General features: G+C 46.8%; 9 protein-coding genes. 6 read left to right on the top strand and 3 right to left on the bottom strand.

Annotated features, from left to right (window positions below; all coding sequences use genetic code 11):
• Window positions 1-10: 10 nt before the first annotated feature.
• From ACO0KW_RS03325 to ACO0KW_RS03315, 3 genes are read left to right on the top strand one after another with little or no spacing between them, the layout of a single operon-like run.
• Complete coding sequence (locus tag ACO0KW_RS03325) at window positions 11-1,000, top strand: HlyD family secretion protein (protein ID WP_423050614.1); 990 nt, start codon at window positions 11-13, stop codon at window positions 998-1,000.
• Window positions 994-1,959, top strand: a complete 966-nt coding sequence (locus ACO0KW_RS03320; RefSeq protein ID WP_423051947.1) for an ABC transporter ATP-binding protein — start codon at window positions 994-996, stop codon at window positions 1,957-1,959. Before ACO0KW_RS03325 ends, ACO0KW_RS03320 begins: the two co-directional genes overlap by 7 nt.
• On the top strand, window positions 1,956-3,089 hold the full coding sequence (locus ACO0KW_RS03315; RefSeq protein WP_423050612.1) for an ABC transporter permease: 1,134 nt from the start codon (window positions 1,956-1,958) through the stop codon (window positions 3,087-3,089). Before ACO0KW_RS03320 ends, ACO0KW_RS03315 begins: the two co-directional genes overlap by 4 nt.
• A gap of 78 nt (window positions 3,090-3,167) precedes the next feature.
• On the opposite strand, the gene ACO0KW_RS03310 is transcribed toward ACO0KW_RS03315, so the two are convergent.
• Window positions 3,168-4,598 carry a M20/M25/M40 family metallo-hydrolase gene (locus ACO0KW_RS03310; RefSeq protein ID WP_423050610.1) on the bottom strand — a complete coding sequence of 477 codons (1,431 nt, stop codon included), beginning with the start codon at window positions 4,596-4,598 and terminating at the stop codon, window positions 3,168-3,170.
• Between the two features lie 86 nt (window positions 4,599-4,684).
• The gene (locus ACO0KW_RS03305) at window positions 4,685-5,239 is read right to left on the bottom strand and encodes a hypothetical protein (RefSeq protein WP_423050608.1); all 555 of its coding nucleotides are present in this window, start codon (window positions 5,237-5,239) and stop codon (window positions 4,685-4,687) included.
• Between the two features lie 517 nt (window positions 5,240-5,756).
• Here ACO0KW_RS03305 and ACO0KW_RS03300 point away from each other — a divergent pair.
• Window positions 5,757-7,025 carry a hypothetical protein gene (locus ACO0KW_RS03300; RefSeq protein WP_423050606.1) on the top strand — a complete coding sequence of 423 codons (1,269 nt, stop codon included), beginning with the start codon at window positions 5,757-5,759 and terminating at the stop codon, window positions 7,023-7,025.
• Between the two features lie 301 nt (window positions 7,026-7,326).
• On the opposite strand, the gene ACO0KW_RS03295 is transcribed toward ACO0KW_RS03300, so the two are convergent.
• Window positions 7,327-10,041: a M1 family metallopeptidase gene (locus ACO0KW_RS03295; protein WP_423050604.1), complete on the bottom strand. Its 2,715-nt coding sequence runs from the start codon at window positions 10,039-10,041 to the stop codon at window positions 7,327-7,329.
• A 404-nt stretch (window positions 10,042-10,445) separates the two neighbouring features.
• Between ACO0KW_RS03295 and ACO0KW_RS03290 the strand changes: the two genes are divergently transcribed.
• Together ACO0KW_RS03290 and ACO0KW_RS03285 are read left to right on the top strand one after the other, a co-directional pair.
• Window positions 10,446-13,142, top strand: coding sequence for a TonB-dependent receptor plug domain-containing protein (locus tag ACO0KW_RS03290; protein ID WP_423050602.1), 2,697 nt, complete (start codon window positions 10,446-10,448; stop codon window positions 13,140-13,142).
• Window positions 13,143-13,435: 293 nt separating this feature from the next.
• The gene (locus tag ACO0KW_RS03285; RefSeq protein ID WP_423050600.1) at window positions 13,436-14,254 is read left to right on the top strand and encodes a hypothetical protein; all 819 of its coding nucleotides are present in this window, start codon (window positions 13,436-13,438) and stop codon (window positions 14,252-14,254) included.
• The last annotated feature ends 171 nt before the right edge of the window (window positions 14,255-14,425 follow it).

Raw genomic sequence — 14,425 nt, 5'->3', positions numbered from 1 at the left:
AGAGTCCGCTATGTCCCTATTCCGTTCTAGAGCGTTACTAGTCAGTTTGAGCTGCTTAATTTGTATGTCCCTGGCCGCTTGTCAGCCCACACCATCGACCAGTTGGTCAGGTTACGTCGAGGGCGAATACCTGTATCTCTCCGCGCCTATCGGAGGCCGCATCGACAAACTTGGGGTCACAGCGGGACAACAAGTTGACGCAAACGCTTTCTTATTCCAGCTCGATAAAGAAGCCGAAGAAGCCAGTCGGGCAGAAGTCGCTGCCAGATTGATTGTCGCCAAAGCACAAGCAGAAAACGCGAACAAAGGCCGACGTCAAGATGAGCTAGCAATCACACAAGCCCAACTGGCGAATGCGCAAGCACAGGCTACGCTTGCGCAAAACGATCTGCAGCGTCAACAGCAATTGCTAACACAAGGCTTTATCTCCAAAGCCAAACTCGACGATGCGCTCACCAATGTTAAACTCACCCAAGCGCGTATCAAAGAATTGAATGCAGCATTAGCCGTTGCCAAACTACCTTCCAGAATCGATGAACGCAAAGCAGCAGATGCCAATTCCGACGCTGCGCAACAAGCATTGCGACAAGCCAACTGGCGCAGCGCGCAGAAATCGCAAAATGCGCCACTTGCAGGACAAATCGCCGAGGTATTTTTTCGCCCGGGTGAAGTAGTCGCGGCAGGCCAACCAATTTTATCTCTGCTACCTCCCGCGAATATCAAATTACGTTTTTTTGTACCGGAAGGTGAACTTGCGACGATCAAAGCCGGCCAAGCTGTGCAGATATCGTGCGATCAATGCGGTGCAGGAATCACCGCCACGATCACACGTATTTCTACCCAAGCCGAATACACACCACCGGTGATTTACTCGAACTCGCAACGCGCCAAACTTGTCTTTATGGTCGAAGCAAAACCCAACCCAACTTCAAGGCCACTGCTTCCGGGCCAGCCGATAGATGTGACGCGAATGAAATCTGAGGCGGAGAAAAAATCGTGAACCCGCTGGCGATAGATGTCAGAGGTTTAAGCAAATCCTACGATGATCGCAAGGTCGTCGATCAAGTCGACATTCAGGTAGCACAAGGCAGTATCTGTGGATTTCTTGGGCCCAATGGCAGCGGCAAAACAACCACGATACGCATGCTATGTGGTTTGCTGACTCCCGATGCAGGCAGTGGCACCTGTCTGGGTTTAGATATTTTTAAAGACGCAGCGCAGATCAAACGTCAAGTCGGCTATATGACGCAAAAATTTGGTTTATATGACGATCTCTCGATACGCCAAAATCTTGACTTCATTGCCCGTTTATTTGAACTACCACAGCGTAAAGAGGCCGTCGATGCTTGCTTAGAGCGTTTAGGCTTAACTGCACGCCAATCACAATTAGCAGGCTCGCTTTCAGGTGGTTGGAAACAAAGACTAGCCTTAGCTGCCTGCTTAATTCACCAACCGCGCTTGCTCTTACTCGATGAACCAACCGCTGGTGTTGATCCACGTGCCCGCCGTGAGTTCTGGGATCAAATTCATGATCTCGCGGCACAAGGCATCACTGTTTTAGTCTCAACGCATTACATGGATGAAGCTGAGCGTTGTCATGAGCTGGTGTACATCGCTTACGGTAAAATTTTGGCGCGTGGTACTGAAGCTCAAATCATCGCAGACTCCGGGCTGAAAGTGTGGACGCTGCAAAGTCAAGGTCGAGGGCAAGGGCTAGCTGCTTTACTAACGCCATTAAAGTCCTCGCCAGGCGTGCTGAGTGTCGCTGCCTTTGGTAATGCCGTGCATGTCGCCGGCTTGGACGAAAACTTAGTGTTAGCCGCGCTCGACAAAGTTCGCAATGACAAGTTAACGATTACGCCCAGCTCCGCGAATTTAGAAGATGTGTTTATTAGTATGATCGCCACCGCGCCGGACAATTTCACACTAGATAAAATTCGTACACAGGTGAAATCATGAACCGCTTCTCTTTTGCCCGAATGTTGGCGGTCTTCATCAAAGAATTTCAGCAGATGATGCGCGACCGTCTTACCTTTGCGATGGCGGTCGGGATTCCCATCATGCAGTTGATCATGTTTGGCTATGCCATCAACACCGATCCGAAAGGCTTACCCACAGCCTTAGTCAATCTAGATCATGGTCCACTAGCACGCAGCTTTTCTGTTGCCTTACAAAATACTGGCTACTTTCGGATTGATCATGCTGGCTTTAGTGAACGCGAAGCCGATGCCTTAGTTGAAAATGGCAAAGTGCAATTCATGGTTGTGATCCCGCCTGACTTTAGCCAAAAATTGATACGGGGCGAAAAACCCAGCATCTTACTTTCGGCTGATGCAACCGATCCTTCTGCTGCCGGCAACGCCATTTCCGCTTTGAATGCCATTGTGCCACTGGCCCTGCGACATGACTTAGTTGGGCCATTACGCTACTTACAAAACACCGCACCAGCTTATGAAGTGCGTGTCCATAAACGCTATAACCCGGAAGGTTTATCACGTTACAACATCGTGCCCGGCTTGATCGGTACGATACTCACCATGACGATGGTGATGCTCACATCGTTGGCAATGACCCGTGAACGTGAACGCGGCACCATGGAGAATTTACTCGCCACACCGGTGCGTCCGGCTGAAGTCATGGTCGGTAAAATTTTGCCCTATGTCTTGATCGGCTATATCCAATTGACCGTCATCATCAGCGCCGCGTTTGTGATTTTTGATGTGCCTATGGTCGGCAGTTTGCCGCTACTTCTAGCCTTGATCGGTATCTTCATTATGGCTAACCTTGCCGTTGGCTTCACGTTTTCGACCATCGCCAAAAATCAATTGCAGGCGATGCAGATGACCTTCTTTTTCTTCTTACCGTCGATACTCTTATCGGGATTCATGTTCCCTTTTCGCGCCATGCCCGTGTGGGCGCAAAACATCGGAGAGATCCTGCCACTCACGCATTTCTTACGCATCGTGCGCGGCATTTTATTAAAGGGAAATTCCATCACACAACTCACACAAGAACTTTGGCCTATGCTGGCGTTTCTATTTGTCGCAGGATTTATTGCGCTCAAACGCTATCGTCAGACGTTGGATTGATCACCGCAAGCCTTTCGGATAAAGTTTATCCTCATGCGGTGAAGAATCACGTGAAGCCAATAAAGTAAAGAAAATTGATTATTTTTGCACAGACTGATGTGGCAATTTTTTCCCGTTTAGCATCGCCCAAGTCATTGCCGCCATGACTTGGGCATTTTGGATTAAATTATCTTTCGCCACATGATCCACAGTATCGACCTGGCTATGCCACGTATGCGAACGATAATCGAGAGCGTCTTGAATTGGTGCAAATGCAGGTATACCTTGTTCAAAAAAAGCCTGGTGATCAGACCCACCGCCGGCCGCATACGTGATGTCCAAGCTGCTCAATTCTTTCGTTTGTTCTTTCGCGTCATTTAATGCGGTAAACCACTCATCGACCTTCATATCCAGAAAACCTGTGATGCGCCCACCGCCCGCATCTTGCGTGAGCATTGCCTGTATTTTTGCTTGCTCTGCTACATGCGCTTTCAGATAGGCTTTGCTGCCCAACAAGCCCTGCTCTTCTCCCGAAAACAATACCACACGCAAGGTCCGTTTCGGTTTCAACTTCAGTGCATGCATAGCACGCAATACCTCCATCGTCACCACCGTGCCGACACCATTATCCGTCGCACCCGTGCCTAAATCCCAGGAATCTTGATGTGCACCTAGCACCACCATTTCATCAGCTAACTCTGTACCAGGAAAATCAGCGATCACGTTATAAGCTTGCACGGCATCTTTACTCAAGCGCCCACCGAATTCAAATTCCAACTTTGGTGTAATGCCACGTGCGATGAGACGCTGCAATAAATTCGCGTGTTCTTTGGTAATGATCGCTGCATTCTTTTTATAACGAGTGCTGGGACCGCCATGCATGTCTTGCAGATTGCCCTCACGGCCAGAGACAAAAAATATCGCAGCGAAATTCGCTTCGAGTATCGCTTTATTCAATTCATCCGAATACTGTTTGAAGTTTTTTTCTTGCTCCGGCGTTGCTTTAGGTGTCGATAGAGCAAGCACAATTTTTCCGCGCAAACGTGGTGAAATTTGTTTAAATTCTTCCAGAGTTTTAACGTTCATCACCACTACTTCAGCAAACATTTTATGCGGACTACTTTCACTCCATGCTTGCTGTTGAACATCTAAAGCCATTCCATTCGCATTCAATAAGCTAACGCGTGCTACACCCCGCGTCCAGGCTTTACCGAATTCATAGGGTTCTTCATGCACATTTACCGCGCCATAAATTTTCAGCTTTTCCATCGCCCATTGCTGCGCTTGACGTAATTTTTTCGAACCGGTTAAGCGTGGACCTATACCGTCACACATTTCTTCCAGATTCAACATCAACTGATTGTTCTGGGCAATTTCAGTAAGCAAGTCTTTAGATGCATTCGTAGTATTAGTATTGGAAGTTTGAACAGCAATTGCTTGATTCTGCGCATAGACTAAGCTGTGCGGTAAGAAGATTGCGCTCACGGCGAAGGCGATGAGATTAAGTGGGCGTGAAATGAATGCGAACATAGTGGTCTCAAGTAAATACGATCGATTAAAAAGCGACGCTTGTCTACCGAAAGAGCGAGCCGAAAACCCGCTCTTCTCAAACAAAATTAACGACTAGGCATGGGTGGCATTTTCTTGACAAGTTCTTCCAATCCCCCCTTGTTGCGCGCCACAATCATTTCGTCAATTGCTGCCACACGGTTATCAGCATTCTTTACTACCAGAGATTCATATGCACGTAACACACCTTCTACACCGGCCAAAGTTTTAGCGTCGTTATCAGCTTCATTTTTCATCGGATCTTTGATCTTCTTTTGCAACTGAAAAGCGGCTGTACTCACTGTATGATGAAAGCGTAAAACTCGCATCAAATCACCCTTGGCAACACCATTATGAAACCAGAATACGCCTTTATCCGGGCCGAACATATAATCAGGCACGTCATCAGCCCATTTTTGAAACCAACGACCTTCGGCAGAATTCATTGTTGCTAACGGATCTTTGTCTGCCACCGCCGCCAATTTAACGATGCGCTCGCCTTCCTCCGCTGTCGCCGGACCACGTTCTGCTTGTGCAAGACCTGCGCCTAGCAAGCTACAAGCCACCACTGCGCCGATGCAAAATTGTTGAAGAGTTTGAAAAGTTGTACGTAAAAATGTCATGATGATTCTCCTGAAAAGTATGTATGGGAAGTCTTATGTCTAAACAAATCGAACAGCTGATTTACACGAACTATCGATGAGTGTGTTCTGAGCATAGTCAGGAGAGAGGAAATTAACTTACGAATTCCGATAAAAGCCACATTCGAGAGATGAAGGCCAAAAAATACGGCGTGAATTTTATGGCTAGTAAGTTAGAAAGCTCGGCATCGCCATGCGTTTTCGGTACGAGGCAATACGCAAAATCATGACACCTGCTCAATTTGCATATGAAGATGAAGCCCTTGCCCCCCTGACTTCTTCGTTGCGAAGCGAAAGCTAGCGGATCTTAGACAGCTGGAATGAGCTTCTTACTAAAAGCAGTATCAAAAATCGTGAGGTGCAAGCTTTTTGAAGGCAACTCATCGTTCGCTTCGACTTGAACATACAAAGATATCCCCATATTTAGAAAAAATCGAAAGTGATTTACAATAATACCAACAAAAATATACCGAAGCGAAACTCACTTTCAAGGAAAACTATGTCTCCAAATTTTCAGGCTTTATGCTATTTGAGCGCATGGGAACAAGGTTTGGTTTTTGAGGGTGGCTTGGCATGGGAATCTCAGTTACGCAAGTGCAAGTTAGATTATTCCTGGGCAAGCTTAGAGCGAATTGATTATTTCTTGGACATGCTACGTACGCAGAAATCTCCAGTATATGCAGATTTTCTAGCTAGGCAATCGAACGTAAATTTACTGCTATTTCTGGCATTTTATGTCGTCGAACTACGTACCAGAGTGAGTGGCGAAAATTTTCATCTGCGTTCCTATCAGGATGCACTTGAAAAAGATGCCGACATAAAAATATTTGGTGAGGGCTTTCATAGCTTGCTAATTGAAGAACGCGAAAATGGACAGTTCTTACCGTTAGTGTCGATCTGTACGCGCCTGTTTGAAAGCACACCGGATAAAAGCGTGGCATTTAGCGCAGGGATGCATATTCAGGCACCTACAGATAAGAAAAAACAGTTTGACGCTTTGCCACAAAAATCACTGATTCCTAATTTTAACGAACAATACGTAAACTTAGATCTCCCGGCAAGCTACAAGCGTTGGATAGAATCGCCAATCCCGCCAGAAATGTCTGCCACCGATCCACTCCAGCGTTTGAACCGCGACGTACCGAAACTACTACGATCTGGCCGCGTGGTTTGGGGTGCACTGGTACAGGCGAATAACCGCTTATTCGACCCTAAATTTTTTGGAATAGCACCAGGCGAAATTTTATATGATCCGTTAGGTAAAGTAGATCGTGGTGACTTGTACAGCATTGCTGCGCGCTTACTGAATATGAAATCGGATCAGCAGTCCGACCCTGCTTTGGAAAAGTACAGAGAACATTTACTCGCTGAAACCACACGGATTTTCGCTTGGTGTACGCCACCCTCATTGCTGCCTTATCCTTTACTGGCATCGACTACTATTTTTAACAGCGAAATAAATTTTCCTGGATATGCCATGGTTAACCCGGTCATCCCCATTTTGGTCAGTGACGAATGCCCAGGTTGCATTATCATCGCACCTTGGCAGCTATGGCCAAAAGCAGTATTCGATGAATGGAATGAGATGCTCCGCAATAAATTTGGCAGCGGCGCTAAAATGCACAACCAAGCGCCCAAGAAACACAATCCAGAAAGACCAACTCCGAAGGAACTATCTTCAGACTTAAATGCAAGAGCACAAGCAATCATTGATGCCAATCGCTCGCAACCCAGAAAAAGCTTTTGGAAACGACTTTTTGGTCGGTAATGTCGACTTAGACTCCTAGAACGATAATCGCGACGAATTACACCGATCTCATATTTGATCTCATATTTGATCTCATATTTGATCTCATATTTGATCTCATATTTGATCTCATATTTGATCTCATATTTGATCTCATATTTGATCTCATATTTGATCCCATATTTGATCCCATATTTGATCCCATATTGACGAATAGAATATCCTGCCTCAATCGTTCGCTGCGCACTGTCACACATAAAAAACGCCGCAGAACTTAAGTCTGCGGCGGTTCTTATTGAAGCAAGCTAACTTACCTACGTAATTACTTCGCTTGGCTATCCAACCAGACGCGAATCGCAGGCATGCGCTCTTGCCTGACTTTGATGCGATAGTTAATTCCTGCGATCACCGTCTCCAGTTCACGCCGTGCGCTTGGGTCTAAATGGGCATTTGCATAGGCGTTCAGTTTATCGATCATCTTGGGATCGGTCGATGTACTGCCAAGTCCTGGAAAGAAACGGCTGCGTGATGTGGCATCAACTCTCTCATTGACTTTCGCCATATTGGCAATCGCAAAATCAAATGCTAAGTCAGCATGATTGCTCGCAACTTGACGTATCATACCGGCGCTAACCGTAAGGCCTGGTTCTTCGGTCAGTGCTAAATCCAACGCACGTTGTGCTAGTGCCTTGTCTTCGCTAGAAGCTAACAATGAATAAAGACTCTGGCGTATCAACGAAGACTTTTCCGCAGCCGCTTTGGCATGCAAAACATCCCACGTTTTTTGATCGGCATTTTCTGCAACGATGCTGAGGATTATTATACGTAAAGCGGCTGGTGCTGCGCTTGGGTCACTGTCCATGAGATGAAAACGTCGTTGCGCTTCAGCTAGTACACCTGGTTCTCCGAGAGAACCTAATACCCCAATCAGATTGGTGCGGAAGCTTGAAATATACTCGGCTTCACCTGCTTTTGCGTCCCAGCCCAGATTTTGCATGATGGGTGTTAAACGTTGCAGAGCAAATTGTTTGAACGCTTTTTGACGCGTAGTATCGTCTTTCAGGATATCTCGTACACTCGCAAAATTTCCAGCGATATTATCCCAAACCTGAGTACTTGCCGTCACTGGCGTTACTTTCGCCAAGTCCAGATAGGCAGTGATGTCTTGCTGACCTACCAAGCCTAAAGACCAGCTATCGGACAAAATACCGACTTGATCTATCGCAGCAACCTGTGAAAAATTCTGCGCCAATTGTGCAAATACTTTAGGCGCGTACAAAGTACGGTAGTAACCTTGTTGTCCCGCATTCACCACCACCGTGCCACAGGCTGGCAATTGCAAACTGCCCTTGCCATTGACCACCAAGGTATTGCCGATGATTTTTGTACCGGCGATTTGTGCTACGACAGGGACGCGCCAGTGCAGAGGCTTCTTATTCGGTAGATCTTTAGAAAACTCCCCCTGACGCAAGCTCACGATCGCTTTGCCATTTTTGCACACCACATCATCGACATAAATCAAAGGTACGCCAGCTTGTTCAGTAAAATCTTTGGCAATCGCAACGATAGGTTTGCGCGCAGCTTTTTCGACCTGCACCCACAAATCACGAGATTGCGTGTTGCTGTAAGCATGCTTCTTCATATAGGCACGTACCGCATCACGCCAAGCGTCAGCTCCCACGTAATTCTCTAACATGCGAATCACCGCTTCACCTTTTTGATAAGTGATGGTGTCAAAGGCTTGACTAGCTTGATCGACAGTCTTGATTTTTTGCACCACAGAATGCGTCGTCGCCAGTGCATCGCGACCTATCGCCTGTTCACGTACCGAGATTGCATTAAATTCTGGCAGCCATTCTGGATGCAAGCGCATCATAGTACGGTTTTCCATCCACGAGGCAAAACCTTCGTTCAGCCACAAATCGTCCCACCATTGCATCGTTACTAGATTGCCAAACCATTGATGGGCGGTTTCATGGGCGGCCGTAACAAAGGCTAATTCTTTGTTCGCGTGAGTAGAGATACTCGGGTCTAACAGGATGGAGCTTTCGAAAGTAAAGATCGCACCCCAGTTTTCCATCGCGCTAAAAAATTGGCTGCTGCCAGGTGCCGCGATGTTGTCTAATTTTGGCAAAGGGTAGCGCGTACCAAAGTAGTCATTAAATTCACGCAAAATTCCTTTTGATTCTTCCAACACGTATCGCGCCTGATCGAGACTTCCGCGTTTCGCGATAACGCCAATTTCTGTGCCTTCGGCCATCACCGTTGCGCGCTCAAAATCACCGACACTCAAGAACAGTAAATACGTCGACATCTTAGGCGAGGTTCCAAACTTCACCAGACTAGTGCCATTACCCAGATCTGTCTTTGATAGCACTGGCATATTACTCACCGCCATTTGTTTACTTGGCACTATCACTTCCAGATTAAACGTCGCTTTAAAAATCGGTTCATCCCATGACGGGATCACGCGCCGTGCATCTGAATTTTCAAACTGTGTGTAGAGTGCACGTTGTTTGCCTTCAGCGTTTTCATAGTCGAGTGAAAACAAACCGACGGCCTGTGTCCCGATTAGGCCATCGTAGTCCAATTCCAGTTTGTATTCGCCTTTCTTCAATGGCTTTGAGAAATGAAAGCTCGCTGTTTGTGCTTCTTTGTCGAGCGTGACTTTGGCGTCGTCGAATTGCGTTTTGGTTTTCAGTTCAATCAAACGTACTTTTTTAAAACTGAGATCGGTCGCATTCAAAGTAATGCTATCGCTCGCTTGCAACAGCGATAAAGTAATTGTGGCTTTACCAGAAAAACTGGCATTCTGCGCGTTTGGCGTTAAAGCGATATCGTAATGGCTAGGCCGTATACCGCGTGGTAATTGGCTTGTGACCTTGCTGTAGTTAATTGAAGGTGCATCTTGATGTCGGTGCAATGATTGCGTCACTTGTTGCTTTGCTTTGGCTACATCTTCTGCAGCCCATGTGGCCAATGGCAAACTACCGCTGACGAATGTCGCGATTGCCAGTGAAATCAAACTTGGTTTCATTATTTTCCCTCACATCTGTTCTTTATAACACTTACGCCTTGAATCTTGCGATGGATCGCAACTGTTGGCGTGTGTTCTGATTTTTATAATGGTAAAGAATTTCGCATTCTTTATAGCTATTTATTAATTGCCAACTCTTAGTCTACACGAAGGCGAAATTAGTTCCGCATTGTGAAGAGATTTACATTTTATTTTGCGTAAAATTTGTTTCCGGCTTTGCTCCCTAAATCCACTCACAATTACTCCGACAAGCTTGGCGGCGACATGTTAACAAAATCTCACATTTCAGCAACTGACAGCCGTTTTGTATAAATTCAGCAGAATTTGGCATGCTTGACTTGACGACTAGTACCACACTCTGCCCCTGAACCGGATGGCCGGGAAAATTATCATCAGGAGTAAACATGCTACAACGACGTCCGATAGCACAAGCTATCGCCCTATTATTTTCTGGTTTTGCAGTGATGCCAGTGAGTGCCCAACAAAGCGACGATAAAACTACCAGTAACACTAACCAAAACGCAACCCAGCGGGTCGAAGTAACCGGCAGCCGGATCAAACGTGTCGATGCAGAAACTGCTTCAGCGGTACAAGTCATCAGCAAAGAAGAAATTATTCGTAGCGGCGCGGTTACCTTGACCGATGTCTTACGCACGATACCTGCAGGTAACGCCGGCGGTTACAACACTGAAGGACCACCAACCCAAGCTTTCGGCGCAGCGGGCATTTCTTTGCGCGGCTTAGGTGTTGGCTCAACCCTGGTATTAGTCAATGGCCGTCGCACCGCCCCGTATGGCTTCGGTACAGCATCTTTTGTTGATACGAATTCGATACCTGTCGATGCCATCGAACGTATAGAAACTTTGCTCGATGGTGCCTCCGCAATTTATGGTGCCGACGCGATCGCGGGCGTCATCAACATCATTTTACGCAAAGATTATCAAGGCAAAGAAGTTTATGGAAGCCTCGGCACCAGTGGCTATCGTGATGCAAAATCCCGTTCTGCTGGCATCAGTTGGGGACAAGGAAATCTGGCCCAGGATGGTTATAACTGGATGATCAATTATGGCCATCATGAACAAGATCCCGTCTTAGCCAATGCACGACCTCGGACGAAAGATGCTGATTTCCGTCGTTTCAATATGACAGATTCTCGCTCTAGTTTCTATCGCAATGTGTATCAAACGGGCGGCTATTATGGAGGCAGTTTTATTGCGCCATTAGCTGGTTGCATCCCAGTCAATGACCCAGCAACGCCCGCATTGAATGGTCGCTGCGTTTTGGACAATACAAAAAATGTCAATGTCGTTTCCGCCTCAACCAATGATGCCGTGTACGCAACCGCTAATTTAGCGCTGGGATCCGATTGGCAATTATTCAGTGATGCCTCATTTAGCCGAGTCAAATATGCGGCCAATACTTACAGCTATGGTACGTCCGCCTACGCTGCTTACACCTATGATTTAGTCGATGTAAAAGGTGAATTCGGCAATGCCCCAGGATCCCCAATTGCCTATCTGGTGCTGCCCGTTGGCCATCCACAAAACCCTTTAATGGATAAGCCTGTAGCGGTACGCTATAACTTTGACGACATTCAAAATCGCATTCATTCTGCCAATGACAACTCGCGTTTGACATTAGGGATACGCGGCAATCTCGGTGAATGGGATACAGAAATTGGCGTGATGGTAGCGAAAGCCAAAGGAGCAATTCGTTACCGAGGCTATATTCAAGATGCAGTGCTGACGGGTGAGGTGTTAGACAAAAACGGCTACGTGAATAAGAGCTTCATTTTAGGCGATGCCGCCGCGAATGATGCTGCGCTGATGGCACGACTCTATCCAGCCATGCGTAATGTATCCGATACCAGCACCGCATTAATTGATGTAAAAGCCAGCCGGGAACTGTGGCAATTGCCTGGGGGGCGGGTTGGTGTGTCCGTGGGTGGCGAATTCCGCCAAGAAAAATTCAGCTCGGTTCCTGATGACTTATTTTCTTCCGGTGCGATTCAATTATTTTCGATTACCGGCTCCGTTGGGCAGCGTAATGTCGCCGCGATGTACGGGGAAATTGTGGCTCCCGTCTTGAAAGAGTTGGAGCTCAACGCTGCCGCTCGCGTCGATCGATACAATGATTTTGGTGCAGCAACAACACCGAAACTGGGCATCAAATGGAAAGTTTTGCCGCAATGGGCTGTGCGTTCGACATTTGCACATGGTTTCCGCGCGCCGACTTTGCCAGAAATGAATTCAGGCACCATCGCCGGTTACATGAAGGTACAAGATCCTAAATTCTGCCCGACACTGAGCTCTGACAATCCGCAATGTGATAGATACGTGCAATATGAAATTGGTCAAAATCCCAATCTAAAAGCAGAAAAGTCCAAGAGTTATACCTTGGGAACGGTCATTGAGCCGACTACGGGCTGGTCACTTGCACTCGATTACTACGCGATACAACGACGCGATGAAGTATCACAAATCAGTGCGAAGTATTTGTTAGATCACGAGAGCGCGTATCCAAATCTGGTGATTCGTCACGCTGGTACAAATGTCATCGACAAACTTCTATTACTCACTTCCAATCTGGCGCAGACCGAAGTTCGTGGGATTGATCTGGATGCACGCGGCGAAGTCAACATGGCTGACTACGGAAAGCTACGTCTGAACGCGAGCTTGAATAAAGTACTAAGCTATAAATCAGCGGAAAATTCCAGCGTCGACAAAGTCGATTACGCCGGTTATTACACAGTCCCTAAAAATCGTGCTCGCTTTGGCTTAGGCTGGGAACAAGGCAATATGAATATGGGCTTTAGTTGGAACTATGTTGCAGGCTATTCTTTAAAAGCGACACCAGAATCGAATTGTACTTATCAAGAAAAAAATCCTTCGTATTGCCAAATTAAGCCTTGGCTGACGACCGATGCCTATCTAACTTATCGCTATCAGAAAAATCTTAATCTCAGCTTGACGGTGCAAAATCTGGCTAACAAAGAAGCCCCATTTGACGCATCGATGATCGCCTATCTGCAAGGTTTTAATGCCGCCTTTCACAATCAATTGGGGCGTTTTGTGCAAATTAGCGCTAAGTATAGTTTTTAAGTCTTCGAGCTTAAGGATGAAAAATCATCAACTCACAACGCTGAGGCGCTAAGCCGCTATGCCGCTGACTCGCAAAGAATCAAGAAAGCTCATAGAAAGTCTCGACGAGCGCTTACATCGTTTCCTTGCATATTTTATCGCTGCTTCGACTTCTCAGCGTTGTGCCTCTTTATTTCTTACTTAGTCCACACGGAACCAGCACCGACACATTCAGTGCCGGTCTTTTTGTTTATCGATCTATGTCACATCTACACAAAAATAATTCACCACTATCTACAACGCTAGCAAATCAGATGGCATTTGCCACCGCGTTGATTTTAAGTGCCTGTAACACCGCGCCACAAAATCAGCTTATTCCTAACCCAGCGCACAATGACAGTATGCGCACAGAATGCCCTGGTGTCATACGTGCATACACCGAATTGCCTGATCCGACTACTTTGTCTGCACTAAAAATTCGTGCCGAGCAGGCATTGGCAAACCACGGACTGCGCGTTCTGTGGGAACTACACAGTCCCCACGGACAAGGATTGGCATTCACCGAAGAACTTAGAGATAGACAGCGTTTAACCCGCTTACTCGATGCCATACTGCCAGCCTTTACTCGCTATCCGTCCAATTTTTTTCAGCGCATGCAAGTGCGTGACATTGTCCTCGTCAAAGATTTTCATGTCGGTGATCAGTTTCGTTTAGCCATGCCTGCTCCAGAAAGCGACAGCTTAGTTTATGCCGATAATGGTCATCCACAACTTTGCATGGTCGGCATGGAAATGCGCGCGCATCATGAGTTTTATCATTTGATCGAACATCGTTTAAATAAAGATTTCTATTTTCGCGATCCTGCCTGGCTAGCTTTAAATCCGACAAATACCAATTATGGTCAAGGCGGTGCAACAGCTTATGGCAAACAATTTCAAAACCTCGGTCATCCACGCGCTGGGTTGGTGAGTCTGTACGCCGGTTATGGCCCTGAGGAAGATAAGGCTGAAGTATTTGGCTGGATGATGACACCTGGCTATACAGAACGTCTGAATGACTGGGCTCAGCAAGATAGCTCGCTAGCGGAAAAACGCCAGTGGATGCAGAAGTTATTAACTAGTCCATCGCGCTGACTTTTCAACTTCGTTTGCGCTCTCGAGTGAAGTGAAATGACTGAACATCTGAAATGACTGCGTTCGCTTCTGAGCTCTTAGAGACACGGGTATCTACGCAAACTCAATAGCTCAACAAAGACGCATATACTCCCTTCTTCCGCAAGCGGGAGACGAGAGTATTCCCCATCT

It is taken from the genome of Undibacterium sp. Ji22W (assembly GCF_049340305.1).
Taxonomy (GTDB): Bacteria; Pseudomonadota; Gammaproteobacteria; order Burkholderiales; family Burkholderiaceae_D; genus Undibacterium.
The sequence above is the reverse complement of the archived record's forward strand: the minus strand, read 5'-3'. Positions and strand labels throughout refer to the sequence as shown.

Coding starts and splice junctions, on each gene's coding strand:
- ACO0KW_RS03325 (WP_423050614.1), top strand. CDS start 11: ATGTCCCTATTCCGTTCTAGAGCGTTACTAGTCAGTTTGAGCTGCTTA.
- ACO0KW_RS03315 (WP_423050612.1), top strand. CDS start 1,956: ATGAACCGCTTCTCTTTTGCCCGAATGTTGGCGGTCTTCATCAAAGAA.
- ACO0KW_RS03310 (WP_423050610.1), bottom strand. CDS start 4,598: ATGTTCGCATTCATTTCACGCCCACTTAATCTCATCGCCTTCGCCGTG.
- ACO0KW_RS03305 (WP_423050608.1), bottom strand. CDS start 5,239: ATGACATTTTTACGTACAACTTTTCAAACTCTTCAACAATTTTGCATC.
- ACO0KW_RS03300 (WP_423050606.1), top strand. CDS start 5,757: ATGTCTCCAAATTTTCAGGCTTTATGCTATTTGAGCGCATGGGAACAA.
- ACO0KW_RS03295 (WP_423050604.1), bottom strand. CDS start 10,041: ATGAAACCAAGTTTGATTTCACTGGCAATCGCGACATTCGTCAGCGGT.
- ACO0KW_RS03290 (WP_423050602.1), top strand. CDS start 10,446: ATGCTACAACGACGTCCGATAGCACAAGCTATCGCCCTATTATTTTCT.
- ACO0KW_RS03285 (WP_423050600.1), top strand. CDS start 13,436: ATGGCATTTGCCACCGCGTTGATTTTAAGTGCCTGTAACACCGCGCCA.